Origin of the sequence: Salinimicrobium soli (assembly GCF_048323655.1) — a bacterium.
GTDB lineage: Bacteria > Bacteroidota > Bacteroidia > Flavobacteriales > Flavobacteriaceae > Salinimicrobium > Salinimicrobium soli.
This window is the reverse complement of sequence record NZ_JBLUWW010000001.1, coordinates 1,047,048-1,067,921: the sequence shown is the minus strand read 5'-3', so window position 1 is coordinate 1,067,921 and position 20,874 is coordinate 1,047,048. Positions and strand designations below refer to the sequence as shown.

The following is a 20,874-nucleotide window of genomic DNA, read 5'->3' as shown; positions in this document are numbered from 1 at the left end:
TGGATTGAAAGGAATTTAACAGAGTTATTATCAAAAGAAATTTATTAAACTATAATATGGTATTTGGAAATACTGAAGAGCTGGTAAATAAAATAAATGCAGCCCTCGGCCAGTTCTGCAATGAATTCGGTAAAAAAGAAAGGAGTTGGCAGGATTAGGCAAAGGCCCAAAGTGCGGAATTTTATTTACCTATGATCCAGCCAAAGAAAAGGACTGGACTATAAACGAAGGCGGTGGTACTGAAGTGCATTATCATATTGTTTTCGACCGGGATAAACTGGAAATCAGATATGGCTTAGGTTTTAACACCCAATACGTACCTTTTGCAAATCTCTTCAAAATAACTAACGCTTCAAAAGTATGGGATACGTAAACAGGGAATGTCCAAATTGTCACAGCGAAGATGCCTACCATAATGGTGTATGTTACGAATGTCCAGTATGCGATTATGAATGGAGATCAGATTAAAATTCTGGCTCCAGTACATACAACAAGCTCTTCGCCCGGCTAAGCTGGGTGTAAAGTCGATTCTTATTTTTAGCTTCCCCGTTTTTTATCTCCTCCAGCCGTTGTTTTAGAAGCAGGATCACTGCAGGGGCTTCACAACCTTTGAAGCGGCGGATAGAGGAGAAATATATCTTTTCCCTTTTCCTTGCCTTTACAGGATCCAGGATCTCGTATTCAAAACCATTACTGTGAACCTTTAGGTCCCAGTCTTGGGTAGAGCCGTCTGTAAGGATCATGATCTGCTCTTTTGGCACTTTTCCCACGTTGTGCAGCTCCAGCAGACATCGCTTTAAAGCCCCTGCCATTTCCCCGGGAGCATATTCTTTAACTCTTACCTCCTCCCCTGCATCGACTCCGTACGACACAGCATCTGTTCCCACGGTTTCGTTTATAAAATCATTGATCTTTTGGGTATTCCTGTAGTTACAGTTCAGAAGATGAGAATGCCAATCCTGTCCCTGGGGCAGCATGAAATTCCGTTCAAAAATATTCTGCCGTTTATCATAGAACAGGAAAAACTGAGCCTCCGGATTAAGATACCTGAGCAGCATATTGAGCCAGCTCACCTCGAAATCCTGGGCTTCGTCTACAAGGATCACGTCAAATTTTTCTTCTTCCCGTAGGGGTTTATCCTTAAGCAGCTCCCTGAATTTTTCAGGTAGGCCTTTATCCCAAAAATCCCTGTCTTTATCCTGCGCTTCAAACCAACCTGGTTCCCGGTCATCGGCAAACTCCCTCATCAGGTTATGGATATTGTCGGTCTTTATTCCGGAATTTAGATCTGCCTTAACCTCGGAGCACAAATAAGTATTATAGCACAGGAAAAGCACTCTTTTTCCTTTTTTCTCCAGAACCTCAGCGGCACACTTTGCCAATACAGTTTTCCCACTCCCGGCGCCACCCTCAACTGCCAGCCGCGAATAGCTCCAGAGTCCGTTGAAAAAGGCTTTCTGACTTTCTTCTGTTTTGTCTATGTTTATTTCCATGTTCTCCAGCAGCGTTCTGAAATTTTCAGAAACCTCCAGGCTCTGCAGCAGATCATTTTGAATAGATGTTTTGTAATCGTCTATAGAAATCCGCTTAAAGTGGCTGTACTCATTTTCTACTGCCTCTGCTGCCCGGTTAAGAGCAGTCCGCGGATTATCCAGATCTTCCTGGTCCAACACATTCCAAGCTTCACATTGAGTTGGCAGTTTATCTTTGTCCAATAGTCCATCCGGAAACCACAGCAGCCAGGTAACAGGCACTTTATGCTCAATAACTTCTTTATACCTTTTTAAAAGATTAGATACATATCCCATCACCTGATGATCGGGTCCCGGAGTCATTTCCCGGGAATTCTGGAACCAGGCATTCTCCTCTGCTCTATACTGTACCTTTCCACCCTTCACTTCAATAACGTAAATATGATCCAGTCGCTCCTCCCTTAGATCGAACACCAGGAAATCTATTTCATAATGCTTGTCTTCACCAGAAACCTTTCCGGTAAAGCCCCGGCTCCAAAAGATGTCGAAATTATGAGGATCCAACTTCTGTAAGGATTCAAAGACTTTCCTTTCGCCATGGTTGTCGTTGTGGGTGGGGAAGTTGGGTGGGTAGATCATTGTGGTAGACGTGAGACGTTAGACGTGAGACGTGAGATGTGAGACTTCAGACATGAGACTTTAGACAAGAAAGGCTTTTTTAATTCATCCTATGATTAGGAGGTTTGAGCATATGGAAACAGCTCCTGGCCTGTTCCCGCTTTTTTGGATCATCATTAATGATTCCGCTGAGAATGGTCTCCGCCCTGAATGCAGGAGCGTTTTCTATGGTCTCTATGTAAACCTCTACGGGCACACCAAAATCCTGTGCTATTACATGATCAAAGAACTCAAAGGCCCCCATTTCTTTTTTGCTCATAACTCTGAAATTTTATGCTGCGTTACCTTTTTTATTAAACAATAATTCCAATCTCTCTACCTGTTCAAGTGTCGGTCTGTTGGTATAGATGCCGCTTTGTTTTCCTTCTCTTGCCCCTCGCAGGTAAACATAGATGACTCCGCCAAAATGCTGGTCATAATCAAAATTGGAAAGGCGTTGTTCCAGGTATTTTTTTACCGCTACGGTATAAATAAGATACTGCAGGTGGTAATTGCCTTCGTTCATCGCCTCCCGCATCTTTTCCTCGCCGTCATAAAAGCTCAGGTCGTCGCCCAGGTAATTGGATTTCCAATCCAGGATGTAATATTTGCCATTGTATTCAAAGAAGAGGTCAATGAGTCCGTTAAGCAAACCGCTTTTCGCCATATGCTGAGTATTACAGCGGATCTCTATTCCCTCTCCGGCTTCTAAGTCATTTAGCCCCGGCAGGTCTACCCAGCTTGTTCTGAGATCGAATTCCATTTCATTCTTCTTACTTTCATTTGAAATTTCTCTTAAAGGGATCTGCTCATCACCTATCCTGATGTTTGAATCCAGAACGTGGTTTACCATTTTGAGGAGTCCATCGGTCAATTCCCCTTTTTTGTGCGGATAGAACCTGTCGAGCAGTTTCTCCAGTTCCTCCCGGTGATGTTCGGGAGTGCCTTCAAAATCTATATTTTCAAACAGGTAGTGCAGCATACTTCCCAGGTTGGTTCCCCCGGGAATATCCTTAAAGATAAACTGGTCGTAATCATCTTTTATTTCGCTGTTGTTCTCCTTGGGAGTATAACCGTGGAGGCTCAAGCCGGAAAAGCTGAGTTTGCCAAAAAATTTATCGGCTAACATGAAATCATTAGCTTTCCTGAAATCGGTGAAGTCAACTTTCCTTTCATCGTCCCCGGTCTTCACTGTTTTTAAACCCTGAAATTGAAATTCTTTTATATTTCTCTCATTTACGAAATGATCTAGAGAGGTATTATAAGTCCTACCTTCCTTTTTATTGGAAGTGAAGCTAGTTTTAAAAAGAATGCAATTATATTTTGCCCTGGTGAGGGTTACGTACAAAAGCCTTCGATTCTCCTGCTCAATCTGCTTTAAAGCAAGGTCTTTCTGTTCATCAGATCTTAATTTCTGGATATAGAACTTATATTCTCCATCTTCACCATCTACTTTATAAGCCAATGTGGACTTTTTCCCTTCTTCTGCTTTTAAATCAAGGAATGGAGCAATTACAATAGGATACTCTAAACCTTTAGCCTTATGAATAGTTGATATTTTCACGGCATCCTGGTCGCTCTCCATCCGTTGTTGATATTCATCATCATTTGAAGATTCCGTAAGCTGTTTGACCAGATATGCATTTAGTCCAATGGGTTTTAGTTCATGCTTATGTTCTGCTTCCTGTAATAATTCCAGCAATTGGGTGAGATTACTCAAAATTCGAAGACCGTAAGGATTATCAGGATCTAGAAGTTTTGAATGGATATCAAAATCACCCATAAATTGTTTAAACATCGGGTAAACCCCGGACTCCTGCCAGATTTTTCGGTAATTCCTGAAAACATCCAACAGATTTTCTTTACTTATCGAATTGGCCTTTTCTGCTGAATATCTCGTAAATGGATTCACCAGCGCCTTATTAATATTTTCTTCTGAGGTTTCCAGAACCGCCTGTAGTACATAAGAAATGTAACCTGCCTCATCGGTATCTTTAAAAATTTGTGCATCGTCTATTGTGACAGCATGGATCCCAGCCTGAGCCAGACTGTTTTTCACTTTTGCTCCATCACTATTATTACGAAGCAGAATTCCTATATCTGAGCTCCGCAAGGATTTTCCGTTGAGGGTATATGGCTTTTCCTTATTAAGGAGTTCACTTACGAGAATGGGGATCTTAGCATGAATTTCCTCTTTATTTCTACCCTCAAAAATATGAAGGGGCTCAAATTTATGATCTCCACTATTTAGACCAATTGAATTTTCATCATTAGCGTTTACGGAAATAAAATCGAGCTTTAGAGTTGAATCAGAATCAGTGTAGAAAGGATCCCGGATATCTAAGAATGATTCTATAGCATCTACACATTCTTTGGTAGAGCGGTAATTAATATCCATCTTGTACTGTCGTTCCTGCGGTATGGCATCTTTCGCCTGGAAATAGGTGTGCAGATCTGCTTTACGCCAGGCGTATATGGATTGCTTTGGATCCCCTATGTAGAAAAGAATCTTGCCTTGCCTGAAAAGCTGATTATAGATCTCATATTGTAGCTTATCTGTATCCTGAAATTCATCTATAAAGACGGCACCAAATTTATCTCTTATGGAATTTCTGAAATCAGCCCTGCTTATCACTGCTTTATGCATGCGATTGATGAGTTCATCATAGGTGATAAAATTTCTTTCACCCAAATACTTCGTAACAACTCTCTTTATTTCTTTAATACATTTAAGGAAGTAAGAAGAAATCATATCCCTTTCGCATTGTTGAATATCCAATGCCATTTGACGTTCAATTGGAAAAATCTTTTCCCAACATTCATAGATGTACTTCGAATCATTTCTATTAAATAAGAGCCAACTTCGCAGATTCTCCGAATTTTCAAGTAATTCAACAACTGAATTCTGCTGATTTTCCCCAAATCGGTTAATTCCTGTACTCCTTATTCTTCTTACAAGCTCATTTTTATTACTTGATATGTGATTCTGAAAATCATCCAGTTTTCTATTAAGAACTTCCGGAAATACCTCGTTGTCCAAAGCCAATTTTTTGCCACCCAGACTTTCCTTTACCGCTGCCTGGAAATTCTCCAAACATATTACAGGATTTTCTTCTAAAAATTCCTCCGGTAAACCCGTAATCTCCCTCCGCCAAAAATCCTTTACAGCCTCATTGGCAATTTCCAGAATATCAGTTTGTAAGTCCAGCCCAAAAGACTGATCAGATTCCAGAGGATAACTGTTCAAAGATTCCTGACAAAAACTATGTATGGTTTGTATGGAAGCTTCATCAAGATCAGAAAGAGCTATTTTTAATAAGCTAAGGGAGTTGGAATCTCTACTAAGTTCGATGATCTTTTTAATGTCTTTATAGCCTTCTTCTATCTCCCCTGTCTCCAGAAATTCAATGCCAATTTTCAGGAACTTTCGAATCCTAGAGGCCAATTCTGCGACCGCCGCATTAGTAAATGTCACCATTAGGATCCTTTGGATAGGGATCTTTTTTTCAAGTAACAGTCTTAAAACCAGTAAACCTATTGAAAAGGTTTTTCCTGTTCCTGCACTAGCCTCTACGATATTGCTTTTCTCCAGAGGTACCTCGATAGGATTTGTAGGATCAAAATTTTTCATCTTCCAAAGAGTTTATCTACCTTATTAGTTATTTCCAGGGTCTTCTGGTGCAATTCCAACAACCGGGATTCTCCTTTTTCACCCTCGAAGAAACCAAGGTTGTATTCAGTCTTAAAATATGGGGAATGATATACATTAGAATTTCCTCTAAAAGTAGCTTCAATTAAATCTTTAATTCTAGTTGTTTTCTCCTCCTTTATATCATCTTCGCATTTTGTAAGATCTTCCATTTTCAATTCTAATTCCGGATAAAATGGAAGAATGCTCTCAGAATTTTTCTCCATTAAATGGAGAATCACCAAAAGTTCCTTTATGGCCTCTTCCCGGGAAACTTCTAAATTTAGCTGTTGATGGAAAGGCTTATTATAATAATCCAGACAGGTAAAATGGATAGCCCCTGTTTCACCCAAGGCTCTATAGGCAAGGGATTGGATATAAGCTGTAAGCTTATATTTTGTTTTCACATTTTTCTTCCTGTCAAGTTTGGAGACATTCAAACAAAGGAGTTCCCTATTTATGCAGGTTAATTTTACATTCAGATTTAAATTTTGCGGGGAAGTTTGTGGTATAAAAATAACATCTTCCAATAATTCGATGGACCGGGCACCGGTTTTCTCTTCTAGTAATCGAATCAGGTTATCAATAATTTCATTGGTATTATTTAGTTCAATTCTTCCTGGGTTTTTTAAAGGAATTTTACTTCCTACCAATAAGCCCGTCCTATAATTTTCCAAATCAAATTTATCGTTTTCGAGATATTCGCTTCGTAACTTATCTTTAAGGATCCAGGCTTGAAGTGCATCCAGGTGGAAACATTCCCATTCCGGAAGACTTTCATTTTCTTCATAGAAAATCCCAAGACTCCTTTGATAAAAATGCCTAAAGGGGTCTTTCATAAAATTTATTAATTCTTGAAGTTCTAGTGTCTCCTTAAGTTTCTCTGGTTGTTTGTCAGTTTTATCTGATCGCTTTATAGGGTCTGAAGATCCCTGGTAGGTAAAGAAGTGTTTGTGTTCATCTTCATCATCAAAATAAACCGGATTAAAGGAATGTAACTTATGCTTCACTTCTCCTAAATGCCCCCCTTGCTTGGTCACATAATCAGTCAAATCATCAATTATGGAAGATGATGGTATTTCTGAGTTATCCCGAACGCTTTGACCTAAATAACTTAAAAGAACCTTATCCTGTGCATTTAAAAATGTTTCTAGAAAAGCAGCCTGATCCTTCGTTCTTTGATCAGTCTTAGGAAAATCTTGGAGGAGGTCGAAGCTTGTTTTATGATTCTTCCGGGGAAACTCCTGGAAGTTCATTCCTAAATAGGCCACCACCTTTTTCGGCACACTCACTCCGGGATAGAGTCCGCTAAATACTATTCCGCCTTTCCCGGTGAGCTGCTGAACATCCTGGTTTTGAAGATGGTCCTTGAGTCGGTGGAAAAAGGTTCGGAACTCCACTTCATCTTCCGAAGTTTCCAGAGCGATAAGATTTTCCATCAGGCTGCTCAAGCGCTCTTCCTGCCTCTCTTCAGGCTGCAGAAAATCATCAGCGATCTGCATCAGTTCTTTATGCCATTCGGCAGCAGATTGTTTTTCCTTTTTCTTTTCTACCAGCTGGTGTAATAATTCCACCAGGTGGTGCAATCTGAAAAGATCCTGGGCAGCGCTGCCTTCGGCGATATCTACCGGCCATATCTTTTTTCCTTCAATTTCTACCGGGCTTTCATCTCCGAGGCAAAAGCCATAGATAAGTCTTTCCAGTCCGTTCTTAAAAGAAACGGTGTTAGTTTCCAGATCTTCATTACCCTCATATTCCCGACGAATATTAGCATCAATAAAGGCTTTGCGTAGCAGGTCCAGATTTGTAAACCCGAAACTCTTCTTTATAGGCTGCATCTCCAGGAGGTTGAAAACTTTAGGAGCGGTAAAATCCTCTTTTTCAAAGGACAGCACCTGTTCCAGGGCGGTCCAGAAATTCTCTTCCCGACTAAAGCCCCTGCTGACCAGGGTGTATGGAAATCTATAAGGAGCAGAGTCAAAAACGGTTTTTATAGCCGGGATATATGGATCCAGGTTTGGCACGTAAACAGCAATATCCCTGGCACCAATTTTCTCCCCCTTCTTATTAGCTTCATCTACAGTCTTTACGAGGTAATTGTACAAGGCCTCGACCTCGCGTACTTTGGTAAAAGAGTTATAGATAAGCAGGGAATCGTCATGTGTTAATCCTTCAGCATCTTTATCCTTCAGAAAACTCTGCTGAATTCGGTTCAGATCGTTCTTAGGAGTATCACAGTGGATTCCATTCTCTGGAAGATCAGTTAACTCCTGCAACTGCTTTTTTGCTAGTTCTGCAAGCGCTCCCCAGTTCTGAGCCAGGGGATTTGCTTTGGCCTTTATCTCAAGATTCGCACGGTAAATATAAACCCTGAAATCAGGCTGGTTCACCAGGATCTTCAAGTATTGGAGCTGTAAAGGAGTAAAATCTACCTCGCCGAAGATATAAAGGCTTTGATAGGAATCAAGAATTGCTGATTTTTCCTCCAATTGCATCTGAAGTTTTTCGGGATGAATGAAATTTTCCCCGAATTCGGCATTTACATAAAGATAAGCCTGCCAGGCCTCTGTCTCTTTTTGAGAATCACCACCGGTGTTTATCCAGTCCTTAATGAGATCAGGACGATATTGTTCATATTCCTGGAACAATCCGGAAAGCTTTTGAGCAAGTGCGAGGCGCTTCATCTCATCTTCCCCACAATATGCCGCGATCTTCGGAAATTTCTGCCTGAAACTCTCTTTGGCCAGTTCCGAAAAAAGATTCCAGACCAAATGTCCTATTCGTGACTGCTCCTTTTTTTTCGGAAATAACTCTTGGAATAACCCGCTAAAAAAAGACCTGAGATTATGCTGCTCCAGGTTGGCGATAAACCCGAGTTCCCGGGCCAGCTGCTCCTTTAGCCAATTATGCTGCGCCTTATTGGGTGTAACAATGTGGACCGGCTGAAAAACAAGTTCTACATTTTGAAAGGTTTTTTTTATTTGTTGTGCCAGGAGCGCAGCAATCTTCTCATTAGAGGAGTGGGTGTGAATTTCCACATTGCTAAAGTCTTGTCCGAGCGCTGACATTGCGGCGAATTGTTCCATAGAGTTGTAGCAGATTTAGAGGCAGGTGATTAACGTAGACAGTTAAGTTGGTTAACAACAAAAGGCACAACTAATCATAAACTTTGCTAATTGCATTAATTTCCTTCTCAGTTTCATTTAACAATTCCATCATTACTTTCAAGTTTTTAACTGTAGCCTGAAAATCTAAAATTCCTTTATTATTTGTGATTCGATATTCTGAGTTAAGTTTAGCCACGCCCATGTATGTTCCCAAACGACCAAATTGAGAAATGTCAATATTTAATTCTCTCGCTTTTTTATACAAATTCCTGCGGTAAAATTCTCGGACTTCCCGACGTTCGCTTTCTTTGTATACGTAGAGCTTAAAAACAAATTTTTGTTCTTCTAATTGCAAATAATACTCAAATTTCGTGTCGCCCAAGCATGAAGAATTCCAGTGCCACCAAAAACCTAAGAAACCTCCTGATGCATTGGAAACATATTCCCAGTTTCCACCAATATGTTTTTGCAGTTCAGAATAGAATCCTTGCCAAGAATACCAATGCCACTCGTTTAAGGGTTTAGTTAGGTAACTGTTTATTTTCTCATCTAGAATAACAAGATTTTTATAGAAGTCAACCACTATGTTGTTTTGCTCTGACCCTTCTGTGGAGTCAAAATAATCACCAAGAATTGAAAGCATATCTCTCCTATGGAAAATTGAAAAACCAGCTTCCTTTACATTGTGATATCTTCCCTGTTCCTCCATTTTGAAATAAACAAGTTTTACTTCAACATCTGAATTTTGGTAGTGCTTCTTTGCTCTTTCTGAATATTTATTAAGCTGGTCAGAATGTTCTTTTGTTCCTTTTTTGTCTTCTATAACGAGGAAATATTGATTATTTATTATAGCATAGACGTCAATATTGTTCCATTGTCTCCCTGCTTCTACGCTTTCAATAGCATAGGTTTTATCCTTTCCTAACAACTTCTGAACAAAAGAAATGGCACATGCATTTAAAGAGCTATCTTCTTCTTGGAAATCCTTATCTGCCCATTGGATTAACCAGGTTAAAAAAGCATCTTGTGAAAGTTCGGAAGTAGCATAGTTAAAAATATTGGGTGTTTTTTTCATTGGTCGGTTTTATAGTTGTACTTACTAGACATAATTAAATTCTGTTCATTATCCCAGAAGCTCGCTTTACCTGGGCTTCAGCAGCGGTTAAAAGCACCTCCTCGGTTCCCTGTATTAAGAGTTCCGATTTAGCTCGGGTGATTCCGGTATAGAGCAATTCCCGTGTCAGTAAAGGCAATTCAGTGACCTTGGGCATTACCAGCATTACCTTTTCAAATTCTGAGCCCTGGCTTTTGTGTACCGTCATCGCGAAGACTGTTTCCACATCGGTAAGTAAGGCAGGGGAATATCCCCGTACAAATCTTTTCTTCTCTTCCTGTTCCTCCTTCTTTTGTTCCTCCTCGGTTTTTTCAGCCTTTTGTTCTTCAGCAAGAAACCAGATCTTAACCTTATTTTCATCATTAGGATCTTCACGGACAATCCCTATATCACCATTGAAGAGATTAAGATCAGGATGATTGCGGGTTACCATTACCGGACGGAACTCATAGAAATCAGTACTGGTATCAATTAATTTCTTCTTTGTAAGGTATTTCTCCACCCTCGCGTTTAGTCCGGCGACCCCATTCTTTCCATTCCTCAGGACCGCCAGAATTCGAAGCTCGTTGAATTTTTTGATCGCTTCAGCAATATTCTTCCGGTTAGGTTCCTCCTTCTTGATGTACTCCTCATAAGAACTGATGAAGTTATTGAAAAGCTTTTCATCATATTCAGGATCTATCTGTATGTTTTCTTTCAGCCCCTCCTCCCCGAACCATGATTTGATCTCTTCTTTCTCATTATTGATCACTGCCTCGCTGACCTTCCTAAAAGCCGGCCTTGTTTCAAAACGCCAGGAATATTTTAATTCGGTAATATGATCCTGCAGAAAATGATCTTCCCGTGCAGTCTCTATGTTCAAATCAGGGATAAGATTTTGTAAGTCTGCGCTCATCTCACTACTGAACTGATTCTTTCCTGGTACGGTGGCACAAAGATCACTCAGCAGACTTCCTGCCTCCACAGAAGCAAGTTGGTTACGGTCTCCCAAAAGGACAAGCCTGGTTTCCGGACCTATGGCAGAAATAAGTTTACTGAAAAGGGCCACATCTATCATAGAAGCTTCATCCACAATGATCACATCTGCCTCAACCGGATTTTCTGAATCGTTCTTAAAGTATGGAGACTGACGTTTTGGCCCCAGGAGTCTATGTATTGTAAAGGGCTTGAGCTCATCAATTATTCCTTTAAGATCAGAGGAAATTTGGTCATTACCAGTCAAAGATTCTTTCATCCTCATCGCAGCCTTTCCGGTGGGAGCCGCTAATTTAACCACCAGCTCTGGATCCTCTTCATATAATAAGCCAAGGATCTTAGCTACGGTCGTAGTCTTCCCCGTTCCCGGTCCGCCGGTGATAATGCTAAAGTTGTTGACAAAAGCCATGGCAGCCGCCACCAATTGCCAGTCCGCTCCTTTTTTTACCTCCTGCCCAGCCACCAACTTTTGGAATTGTGCAGAGGTTTTTAACCAGTCAAACCTAGAAATTCTTTTCTTTTCCCTCTCCCCCACTAACCTTTTGATCCCCTGGATGATTTGGGTTTCATAATTGAAATAGCGGGTGATGTAAAAGTTATTCCCATGCAGGACAAAAGGCTTTTTTACATCGTTTTCGTTACCGACCAAAGTATGAAGTTCCTTCAGCCCTTCTACAGAAAACTCTTCTTCCGACTCCTTTTCTGAATCTCCAAACAGATCTTCAGAGTTGCTGGTTACATCAACACAGATACTGCCCTCAGCCAGGCTTTTGGATGCGGCGTAGGCGAAGGGCTGCAGTTTTTTTTGTCCTTTAAAGAAGGAGGCGAAGTGGTGGTGGGGATCCATTACATCCATTTTGCTCATTTTTACATTAACTTCCTTTCAGATATCCTTTTAATATACTCATGCAACTGCTCTAGATTTACCTTCTTCTTAACAGATACCGAAAAAGGCATAACTCCAAGCTCTTCATATATTTGAGATCTTACCTCCAAAAATTCTTCTTCATCTAAAGTATCTATCTTACTTGCAAGGACTATTGTTTCCTTTTCAAGTCTTTGAAGCTTACGATATATTTTTTTATCTGCAGCAGTAATCCCGGCATTTGAATTTATAAAGAAGAGAATGAGATGCGCATTTTCTTTTGTAAAATTTATCGCCTTTTGACTAACCCTTCCTTGAATATCATATAATCCTGGAGTATCCGCAAGGAGAATATTTTTATTCAAAGAGTATAAAAAAACCTTCTTTGTCGAGCCTGACCGTGCTTTTACAAGGGCATGATTAGTACCTGTTAATGCATTGAATAACTGCGATTTCCCACTATTTACGCTACCTAAGAGACTGACTACAAATTTTTCATCTCCAATTTCGTTGAGTTTCTCCTGCTTTTCATCAGTGGAATAATTCAACTCTTTAAAATCTTCCTGCGGAAACTGGTTATCAGGTATAAGAGCAGGTTCCTGCTTGGAAAACCTCTGAACAATGCTTATGACGTATTTCACCTTACTTCTAAAATCTTTAATAACCTGAAGCTCGCTGAGCTCCGGAGAAAGTTCAGCCTTTACCTTTTCCAGGTTATGTGTTTTCAAATAAGACAAAAGAGCAGAATCAAAATTCGGCTCATCATAATAGTTAGTTTTCAGTTTTACACCATCTTGAAATAACTTAATCCAAAGCTTAGCTTCATTGTAAATTATAGCTAACTTGAAGATTCTATTCTTACTATGGCTGTAAGGTCCTACTTTTAGAAGATCAACAGTTGACTCTGCCGGAAATTGTGTGGTTTTAAAATATTTTGCTACCTCATTAACTTTATAGAAATTAGATTTTCTAATATAGTTGTTAGTCTTCATAAGGACTTCTTCTTCGGATGATTTACTTTTAATGTTCTATTTAAGTTTTTGAGACACCTAATATTTAGGCGTTTATCTAGGTTTCTTATCTTAACCCCAGTTTTTTGAACTCCCTACTTAAACAACCTTTTCCTTGATTTGCTCAGAAAATTTTAGGGAAATCAGCCGAAAATTTTTTCCTGCTGATTTACCCAAAAAATTAAAATAACACCACATCCCTTATTTCTGATAATAGGGACAAATCCATTTATAATAAGAATATGCAAGGGTCAGAAAAAGATCTTCTAACCTATCTCATTATTTGGATCCTAACTGCCTTATCAACAGTTATTCTATGGACGGAATTTAGAATTGGATTGAAGATCCTATGCGGCCTTCTTTTTACTTCTGTGCATATCATAATATTCCTTAAACAGTTTTCCCACTTCATTCAATTCCATTTGCATACCACTACTGTAGTAAGCGTTACAAGCCCAACCGAAACCATAAGTCATAGACCCAGCTACCGCGCCAGCAATCCCGCAAATAGCTACTTCTAAAAGTTGAGCCCCAGGTATCCATCCTGCCGCTTTTAAACCTGTAATTGCCCATTTTGCTATCTGCTTTCCAATGCTCCCTGTCACGGTTGATGCAGCCAATTTCATAACATCTTCCTTACTTGGCTTAATATCATAAATAAAAGCAATTTTCATTGCCAAGCCCACCTGAAGGGTAGTTAAAGGGATGATATCTGAACCTGGTACAGGCAGGGCCCCTATTCCTACCGCAGTGGCTGACGCAGCATTTATCCAATTCCGTACTTCCTTATTTTTAAATTTTGATGCTTTTATATAAAGTATGTCTTTTCCTCTTGTTTCCAAGATGCTTAAGATGTGTTCATGCAATGGTTCTAAACCTATTTTCTTTTTAGCAGATATACAAAAAGGATTAACTCCAAGCTCCTCAAATATTTGAGATCTTACCTCATTGATCTCTTCATCATCTAAAGTGTCAATTTTATTGGCAATTACTATTATCTCCTTTTGTAATTTCTGAAGCTCTCTATATGTTTTTTTATCTGCAGCTGTAATACCAACATTTGCATTTAAAAAATAGAGAATAATATCTGCACTTTCTTCAACAAAATTTGTTGCCTTTTGACTTACACTTTCGTTTATATCGTTCAATCCCGGAGTATCCGCTATAAGAACATTTTCATTTAAAGGATATAAAGTTACCTCCTTTGTCCAGCCAGAGCGTGCTTTCACATCGGCGTAATTAATGCCAGTTAATGCGTTAATAGTCTGAGATTTCCCTGCATTTACACTACCTATGAGACTAATGACTAATTTTTTACTTCGTAGATCATCAAACTCCTCCTGTTTTTCATCAAAGGATTTCTTTAAGGCTTCTTCGTATTTTTCCTGCGTAAATTCTTCGTTTTGCATAATGGTATTTATTAATTAGTATTTTCTTTAAAATGTTTAAACTTCCACTATTTCTGTTTCTGTGGAATTATCTTGGTCTGCAGAGAATTTCCACATTCTATACTTCTCAAGATCTTCTTGAACAAACTTCAGGCAGGCCGCAAATACAGCTGCATCATCCAAATAACCTACAACAGGAATAAAATCTGGAATTAAATCAATAGGTGATAGAACATAAAGTAATGCCCCTCCAATTGAAGCTATCACGAGCCAGGGAACTTCATTGTAATTTCCTTTATAGAAATCCTTAAAAAGTGAAAAAAGATCTTTGAAATCCTGATAATACTCCTTTAGATTAGAAATGCTCAAGAATTTAGAGAAAAGATTTTCCTCTTTTTCAAAGATTTTTTCTGCATCCTTTTTCTTGAATTTTCGTTGTCTTTTGGAAAATGCTTTTTCCGCATCCTTTTCTGAAAATTGTGACATTTAGTTGTTTATATTTTAGGTGTTATTAACAGAATCATAGCATCAGCATTTGATGCCATAGAATAGCTCCGCCAAGATTAAAAAAGCACTTGGCTGCTTTATATAAAGTTTTTATCTCGGGATTTTTCCTCGTGGTCGAGAGGATCTGTTGATGCACAAGTTTAGCCCCTTCAGATAACTCTGAAAAAAAAGTAGGTCTCACAATTGATTTGGTTGTTAAATTCTAAGGTAGGGGCTTAAAATCTTGTTAAATATATAATTTATTTTTTAGAAATCAGCAGGTCTTCTCATTTTCTCCTTTGTTCAAACCGTTTATTATAGAGGCTTTGAAGCATAAATTAAATTTTAACAAGCCTGTCCCTACTGAAAATCAACCTGTTAATATTTTAACAGACCTTCATCACCACCGGCACCCATTCCTCCCAATTTTAATATTAAAAAATACCGCTGCCTCTCCCGTCTTCTTTCCTCCTGAGAAAAAGCAAAATCCTTTTATTTGATAAAATTAAGAGTGTAAGCCGCCATAAGGTGTCGCCCAGGAATGCTTTTTAAGCATCCACTCCTAAAAATGCATTCCACAGGCTTACCCCGGCCGCAAAGATGATCACTTCTTTATTGATGGTCACGTAGTTTGGGATCCATTGACTCAATAGAAAGAGCACCACCATTTCAATTAAAAAAATGGTAATCAACAAGAATAAAAATTGCCAGAAATAACGGAGTCTACCCCACCTGGTCCAAAAGATCAGTTGCCATCCCCGTGGATATTGCTTCTCTTCTTTGATAGTCCACACTTTGTCAGGTTTTTTTCCTCCTGCGGAAAATTCTTCATCAGTAAATGTTTTCTCATGCTTCTTCTTCCTGACCTGAGGTGCTTTTTTATTGCTGTTGTTTACACTGCTTTCAACGAATTTTATAAGCGCCTTTAGTAGTTGAAGTAGCCCCAATACTATGAGCAGAACAACGCACAGGATAAGCTGCACGACCATTCCAATAAAAGCCAGATCTCCCGAAATTGATCTCGGCTGGGCACGACGCTGAGCTGAAGACACGGCATTCACCCACTTCTCTGCTTCCAGAGTGTACCGCAGATTGGTTGTGGCCGAATTGTCATTCGGTCTCCAGTTATATCCATCATAAGGCATTGGCATAGCTATAGATTTTGGTTTAACTCTTCGTTTGCAATAGAAACCTTAGCTTCTTCAAAATTAAGTAGAAGACCGGCCAAAATTTGTCGTGGGCGATGACGTTGGACTCAAGGAACAGTTCCTTCATGGACGGGCACATCAGGATATTTTTTTTTAATTCAGTTTTGTTCGCTGTCCTGCTCTAAAGTTTCCATTGCCAGGTAAGCAAGGATTATCTTTTCTCTGTACATGATATCTATCGTGGTTTAGGATTATAATTAGAATTCAATTCAGGTTGCGCACTGTTCTCGATACACCCCAATCCCGATAGCTATCGGGATCGGGGCACTCGAACTGACGGCTGGAGACGTAAAGGACGACAGCACCAGCAACAGGCAACGAGCAACATCACTTTGAACTCATAACTCTTAACTGGTCTTCTACCTTCTAACTTCGTTCTTCCATAAACCTCCATTCCACCTCTCCCAACTTTACCGTATTTGCCATTTTCATTTCCAAGAAACTCCCATAGACATCCGGTATTCCCACTTGCAGACAAAGCTCATATCCGCCAAAGACCCCTTCTGAGAGATGGGTGCGGTTTGCATATTTTATCTCTTCCTGGATATGTTGGTATTGTTCTTCGGTCAGGGTGATCTCCAGTTTTCTCATGTAAATTTCCTTTGTTTTACGAAAGTAAAACGAGATCACGTCAATTCGTGTCACCATAGAATTTTGAATTTAGAATTCCAAATTCAAAATCTTTTGAAAATTGAAAATTCATACTTCTACCTTCGTATTTCTAACCTCTAACTTCAAACGTCATCTTTTGTCATGTCTCCTGCTTATTTTTATAAATAAAAACACAAACAGATGAATAAAAAAATACTTTACCTGGACATGGACGGGGTGGTTGCAGACTTTGAAAAGAGAATTGGAGAACTGGAGCCGGAACTACAGAACTTCAAAGGCCATCAGGATCAGGAGGCACTTTCTGAAAAGATAGATCAGATCTGCTATGCAAATCCCGATATCTTTCACGACCTGCCACCTATAGAAGGGGCCATTGAGGCTGTAGAAAAATTGTCGCGGCATTACGAGATCTTCTTTCTCTCCACTGCTATGTGGAGTCTGCCGCAGTCCTTTACCGGAAAACGGATCTGGATCGAAAACCACTTCGGTAACATGGGGCGCAAACGCCTCATCCTCTCCCACAGAAAGGATCTTTTAAAAGGAGATTTCCTGGTGGACGACCGCACTAAAAATGGAGCAGCCGAATTTGAAGGAGAACATATACATTTCGGCACCAGCCAGTTTCCGGACTGGGAAACGGTGTATGAATATTTAATGAGGAAATTGAAGATATAATCTCCGAAACATGCAAGGACCTCTCGACTTCGCTCGAGGCGACACTACAAGGACATTCAGAGGAAATAATTGGGAATTGAACCTTGTAAAAATAGCTGTTGACTTAAAAAAGAAGAACTAGCAATTTGACCTTCAGGAGAGTGAGTTGAGCACAACTTTTTCGCTTTTATTTTTTTAGAAAAATCTTTGCCGTTATTAGAATTGTTTTAAATTTGCATCCGCGTTAAAGTCATATGACAACCGCGAAGTTCTTTAAAACGCGAAAATAGCTCAGTTGGTAGAGCGCCACCTTGCCAAGGTGGAGGTCGCGGGTTCGAATCCCGTTTTTCGCTCATCTAAACCTTCCACGCTCGGATGGTGGAATTGGTAGACACGTTGGACTTAAAATCCAATGACCAGCAACGGTCGTGCGGGTTCAAGTCCCGCTCCGAGTACAGAAACCCTCTTTATCTTATTGATTTAGAGGGTTTTTTTGTTTATTAGCTCTTCGTATGGCCCAGGTTTATGTAATTTATTCTCCATCTATTGACTCCTATTATATTGGAAGTTGCAGCGATTTTGATGAACGTTTGAAACAGCATCTGAATGGAGAATATACATTAGCTTTTACTAAAAAAGCTGCTGACTGGCAGGAATACATATTATTTGATAACCTTTCTTATTCTCAGGCCAGACAAATGGAAGTGCACATAAAAAAGATGAAATCCAGAAAATACTTAGTCAACCTCAAGCAATACGAAGAAATGAGGTTGAAGCTGCTGGAAAAATTTGGTGCGGATTCATCCCGATAGCTATCGGGACCCGCTCCGAGTACAGAAACCCTCTTTATCTTATTGATTTGGAGGGTTTTTTTTGTTCTTACTCCTGTAGTTTATTTCCAGAAAAAGGAAAATGTTAAGATTGACTTTTTTGTCAGACCTTCGCTTTATTTTTTGCTGTTAGCATGCGCTTAATTTCATTGAGCTTCATCAGGGCTTCTACCGGGGTAAGCGTGTCAATATCGGTGTGAAGGATCTCCTCTTTCAACTCCTCCAGAATAGGATCATCCAGGTTGAAAAAGCTGAGCTGCATTTCTTCCTCTGCCGACTTTTTGAGCAGCTTTCCGTTCTCCTGCATGTCATGTGATTTTTCCAGCTTTTTCAGGATCTTATTGGCTCTGTGAAGTACCTGTTGTGGCATTCCTGCCATGCGGGCCACATGTATCCCGAAACTGTGCTCACTCCCACCCGGCACCAACTTCCGAAGGAACAGAACATTATCCTTCAGCTCTTTCACCGAAACATTGTAGTTCTTTATCCTTTTAAAGGTCTCTGCCATATCATTCAATTCGTGATAATGGGTCGCAAAAAGGGTTTTTGCCCTGGCAGGATGTTCGTGTAAATATTCGGTAATGGCCCAGGCGATGGAGATCCCGTCGTATGTACTCGTCCCCCGGCCTATTTCATCCAACAGCACCAGGCTTCTTTCTGAAAGGTTGTTCAGAATATTGGCCGTCTCATTCATCTCTACCATAAAAGTAGATTCGCCCATCGAAATATTATCGCTGGCTCCTACTCGGGTGAATATTTTATCAATGAGGCCTATCCGCACTTTTGAAGCAGGCACAAAGCTTCCCATTTGAGCCATCAGTACAATGAGTGCTGTTTGTCGCAGAATGGCCGATTTACCACTCATGTTTGGACCCGTGATCATGATCACCTGCTGTTCCTCCCGATCCAGGTAGACGTCGTTGGTAACATAGGTTTCTGAGAGCGGCAATTGTTTTTCGATCACCGGGTGACGTCCATCCCGAATGTCTAATTCAAAGGAATCATCGATCTCGGGTTTGCAGTAATTTTCTGCCATAGCTTGCTGGGCAAAGGAACAAAGACAATCCAGCTGTCCAATAAGCTGGGCATTCTGCTGCACCGGCTGAATATAGTCGCCGATCCAAATAATCAGCTTTTGAAAGATCTCCTGTTCCAGCTGCAGGATCTTCTCTTCGGCTCCCAGGATCTTCGCTTCGTATTCCTTTAGTTCCTCCGTAATATAACGTTCGGCATTGACCAGGGTTTGTTTCCTCACCCATGTCTCCGGCACCTTCTCCTTGTGAGCGTTCCTTACCTCAATATAGTATCCAAAAACGTTGTTACTGGCGATCTTTAATGAAGTGATCCCGGTAGCGGCCGCTTCCCGTTCCAGCAACTTGTTCAGATAATCTTTACCCGAAAAGGCTATTTTTCGCAGTTCGTCCAGTTCTTCGGAAAACCCATCGGCGATACTATGACCTTTCTGAATATTGACAGGCGCATCTTCAAACAAGGTCTCTTTGATCTTGCTGCGAAGCAACTCACAGCTCTGCAGATTTTCACCCAATACCTGTAAAGCTTCATGGGAAGAATTTGCTGCCAAAGATTTCACCGGCACCACGGCCTCTAGGGAATTCTTAAGCTGGATCACTTCCCGCGGATTCACCTTTCCGGTAGCCACTTTGGAGATGAGCCGCTCCAGGTCACTGATCTGCTTGATGTGATGCCTGATCTTTTGCATGACCTCTTGATTCTGGATAAAGTATTCGACGATCTGGTGGCGGCGCCTGATCTTCTCGGCATTTTTGAGCGGCAGGGCAAGCCAGCGCTTGAGCATACGCCCGCCCATGGGTGAAATTGTATTGTCTATAATGTCGAGCAGGGTTACTGCATTCTGGGCATTAGAATGGTAGAGCTCCAGATTACGGATGGTGAACCGGTCCATCCATACATATTCTTCTTCAGCAATACGTGAGATGCCGGTAATGTGCTGCAGGCGGTGATGTTGTGTCTCGCCGAGATAGTACAGCACGGCTCCAGCAGCAACTACTCCTTCTTCGAGCTGCTGCACTCCGAATCCCTTCAGGCTGCTGGTTTTAAAATGAGAGTTGAGGGTTTCAAAGGCATAATCGCTCTTGAACACCCAATCTTCGAGGTAGAAGGTGTGATGATCTTCTCCAAACTGCTTCTGAAAATCCTTTTTTCGATTCTTGGGAACCAGGATCTCACTCGGACTAAAATTCTGAAGTAGTTTGTCAATGTATTCGGCTGAGCCCTCGGCCAGGAGGAATTCTCCGGTAGAAACATCCAAAAATGATATTCCCAGCAGCTTTTTTCCGAAGTGAACGGCACAAAGAAAATTATTGGAAGTGCTTTGCAGCACCTCATCATTCATAGAGACGCCCGGGGTGACGAGTTCTGTCACGCCGCGCTTCACTATCGTTTTTGTCATTTTTGGATCTTCCAGCTGGTCACAAATAGCTACCCGTTGGCCGGCCTTTACCAGCTTTGGAAGATAGGTGTTCAGGGAATGATGAGGGAAACCGGCCAGCTCGGTACGTTCGCTGCCGTTATTCCGGTTGGTGAGTACGATATTGAGAATTCGTGCAGCCTTGACTGCGTCTTCTCCAAAAGTTTCATAAAAATCGCCCACCCGAAATAACAAGAGCGCATCCGGATATTTCTTCTTGATACTGTTGTACTGCTGCATTAAAGGCGTGACCTTCTTCTGTGATTTTCCCGACACAATTTCCGTTTTTTGCTATCTGCTAAAGTAAATAATCTATTCTTTTCAGAAGAGTTCCCTCGGCCCCTGTTTTCCAATTTTTC

At 40.6% G+C, this 20,874-nt stretch carries 15 protein-coding genes and 2 tRNA genes; 5 read left to right on the top strand and 12 right to left on the bottom strand.

Annotated elements, in window-relative coordinates; all coding sequences use genetic code 11:
• Positions 1–145: 145 nt before the first annotated feature.
• Complete coding sequence (locus ACNORC_RS04815; protein WP_418334458.1) at positions 146–373, top strand: hypothetical protein; 228 nt, start codon at positions 146–148, stop codon at positions 371–373.
• Between the two features lie 91 nt (positions 374–464).
• Here ACNORC_RS04815 and ACNORC_RS04810 read toward each other — a convergent pair whose 3' ends face one another.
• From ACNORC_RS04810 to ACNORC_RS04760, 11 genes are all read right to left on the bottom strand, one after another.
• Entirely contained in the window at positions 465–2,111 is a 1,647-nt protein-coding gene (locus tag ACNORC_RS04810; RefSeq protein WP_418334457.1) for an AAA family ATPase, read from the bottom strand.
• Between the two features lie 79 nt (positions 2,112–2,190).
• Positions 2,191–2,409, bottom strand: a complete 219-nt coding sequence (locus tag ACNORC_RS04805; RefSeq protein ID WP_418334456.1) for a hypothetical protein — start codon at positions 2,407–2,409, stop codon at positions 2,191–2,193.
• 12 nt (positions 2,410–2,421) lie between these two features.
• Complete coding sequence (locus ACNORC_RS04800; RefSeq protein WP_418334455.1) at positions 2,422–5,760, bottom strand: UvrD-helicase domain-containing protein; 3,339 nt, start codon at positions 5,758–5,760, stop codon at positions 2,422–2,424.
• Positions 5,757–8,903 carry an exodeoxyribonuclease V subunit gamma gene (locus tag ACNORC_RS04795; protein ID WP_418334454.1) on the bottom strand — a complete coding sequence of 1,049 codons (3,147 nt, stop codon included), beginning with the start codon at positions 8,901–8,903 and terminating at the stop codon, positions 5,757–5,759. Before ACNORC_RS04795 ends, ACNORC_RS04800 begins: the two co-directional genes overlap by 4 nt.
• A gap of 70 nt (positions 8,904–8,973) precedes the next feature.
• Positions 8,974–9,999, bottom strand: a complete 1,026-nt coding sequence (locus tag ACNORC_RS04790; protein WP_418334453.1) for a PD-(D/E)XK nuclease family protein — start codon at positions 9,997–9,999, stop codon at positions 8,974–8,976.
• 34 nt (positions 10,000–10,033) lie between these two features.
• Entirely contained in the window at positions 10,034–11,878 is a 1,845-nt protein-coding gene (recD, locus tag ACNORC_RS04785) for an exodeoxyribonuclease V subunit alpha (RefSeq protein ID WP_418334452.1), read from the bottom strand.
• 2 nt (positions 11,879–11,880) lie between these two features.
• On the bottom strand, positions 11,881–12,870 hold the full coding sequence (locus ACNORC_RS04780; protein WP_418334451.1) for a GTPase: 990 nt from the start codon (positions 12,868–12,870) through the stop codon (positions 11,881–11,883).
• Between the two features lie 365 nt (positions 12,871–13,235).
• On the bottom strand, positions 13,236–14,297 hold the full coding sequence (locus tag ACNORC_RS04775) for a GTPase (RefSeq protein WP_418334450.1): 1,062 nt from the start codon (positions 14,295–14,297) through the stop codon (positions 13,236–13,238).
• Between the two features lie 36 nt (positions 14,298–14,333).
• Complete coding sequence (locus ACNORC_RS04770) at positions 14,334–14,762, bottom strand: YkvA family protein (RefSeq protein ID WP_418334449.1); 429 nt, start codon at positions 14,760–14,762, stop codon at positions 14,334–14,336.
• Positions 14,763–15,310: 548 nt separating this feature from the next.
• A complete protein-coding gene (locus tag ACNORC_RS04765) occupies positions 15,311–15,913 on the bottom strand; it encodes a hypothetical protein (RefSeq protein WP_418334448.1) in 603 nt (200 codons plus the stop codon).
• Positions 15,914–16,336: 423 nt separating this feature from the next.
• Complete coding sequence (locus ACNORC_RS04760) at positions 16,337–16,618, bottom strand: hypothetical protein (protein WP_418334447.1); 282 nt, start codon at positions 16,616–16,618, stop codon at positions 16,337–16,339.
• Between the two features lie 144 nt (positions 16,619–16,762).
• Between ACNORC_RS04760 and ACNORC_RS04755 the strand changes: the two genes are divergently transcribed.
• The 4 genes from ACNORC_RS04755 to ACNORC_RS04740 all read left to right on the top strand — a co-directional run bounded on the left by ACNORC_RS04755 (position 16,763) and on the right by ACNORC_RS04740 (position 18,048).
• Complete coding sequence (locus ACNORC_RS04755) at positions 16,763–17,257, top strand: 5' nucleotidase, NT5C type (protein ID WP_418334446.1); 495 nt, start codon at positions 16,763–16,765, stop codon at positions 17,255–17,257.
• A gap of 259 nt (positions 17,258–17,516) precedes the next feature.
• A tRNA-Gly gene (locus ACNORC_RS04750) sits at positions 17,517–17,589 on the top strand.
• A gap of 16 nt (positions 17,590–17,605) precedes the next feature.
• Positions 17,606–17,691: transfer RNA gene (locus ACNORC_RS04745), tRNA-Leu, on the top strand.
• A gap of 57 nt (positions 17,692–17,748) precedes the next feature.
• A complete protein-coding gene (locus tag ACNORC_RS04740) occupies positions 17,749–18,048 on the top strand; it encodes a GIY-YIG nuclease family protein (protein WP_418334445.1) in 300 nt (99 codons plus the stop codon).
• Positions 18,049–18,169: 121 nt separating this feature from the next.
• Here ACNORC_RS04740 and mutS read toward each other — a convergent pair whose 3' ends face one another.
• Complete coding sequence (gene mutS, locus ACNORC_RS04735; protein WP_418334636.1) at positions 18,170–20,755, bottom strand: DNA mismatch repair protein MutS; 2,586 nt, start codon at positions 20,753–20,755, stop codon at positions 18,170–18,172.
• Positions 20,756–20,874 lie beyond the last annotated feature (119 nt).

What these genes read in the sequence shown, in the direction of transcription:
- ACNORC_RS04760 (WP_418334447.1), bottom strand. Translation starts at nt 16,618, where the DNA reads ATGGTGACACGAATTGACGTGATCTCGTTTTACTTTCGTAAAACAAAG.
- ACNORC_RS04780 (WP_418334451.1), bottom strand. Translation starts at nt 12,870, where the DNA reads ATGAAGACTAACAACTATATTAGAAAATCTAATTTCTATAAAGTTAAT.
- ACNORC_RS04755 (WP_418334446.1), top strand. Translation starts at nt 16,763, where the DNA reads ATGAATAAAAAAATACTTTACCTGGACATGGACGGGGTGGTTGCAGAC.
- ACNORC_RS04795 (WP_418334454.1), bottom strand. Translation starts at nt 8,903, where the DNA reads ATGGAACAATTCGCCGCAATGTCAGCGCTCGGACAAGACTTTAGCAAT.
- ACNORC_RS04775 (WP_418334450.1), bottom strand. Translation starts at nt 14,297, where the DNA reads ATGCAAAACGAAGAATTTACGCAGGAAAAATACGAAGAAGCCTTAAAG.
- recD (WP_418334452.1), bottom strand. Translation starts at nt 11,878, where the DNA reads ATGAGCAAAATGGATGTAATGGATCCCCACCACCACTTCGCCTCCTTC.
- ACNORC_RS04740 (WP_418334445.1), top strand. Translation starts at nt 17,749, where the DNA reads ATGGCCCAGGTTTATGTAATTTATTCTCCATCTATTGACTCCTATTAT.
- mutS (WP_418334636.1), bottom strand. Translation starts at nt 20,755, where the DNA reads ATGCAGCAGTACAACAGTATCAAGAAGAAATATCCGGATGCGCTCTTG.
- ACNORC_RS04800 (WP_418334455.1), bottom strand. Translation starts at nt 5,760, where the DNA reads ATGAAAAATTTTGATCCTACAAATCCTATCGAGGTACCTCTGGAGAAA.
- ACNORC_RS04805 (WP_418334456.1), bottom strand. Translation starts at nt 2,409, where the DNA reads ATGAGCAAAAAAGAAATGGGGGCCTTTGAGTTCTTTGATCATGTAATA.
- ACNORC_RS04765 (WP_418334448.1), bottom strand. Translation starts at nt 15,913, where the DNA reads ATGCCAATGCCTTATGATGGATATAACTGGAGACCGAATGACAATTCG.
- ACNORC_RS04810 (WP_418334457.1), bottom strand. Translation starts at nt 2,111, where the DNA reads ATGATCTACCCACCCAACTTCCCCACCCACAACGACAACCATGGCGAA.
- ACNORC_RS04790 (WP_418334453.1), bottom strand. Translation starts at nt 9,999, where the DNA reads ATGAAAAAAACACCCAATATTTTTAACTATGCTACTTCCGAACTTTCA.
- ACNORC_RS04770 (WP_418334449.1), bottom strand. Translation starts at nt 14,762, where the DNA reads ATGTCACAATTTTCAGAAAAGGATGCGGAAAAAGCATTTTCCAAAAGA.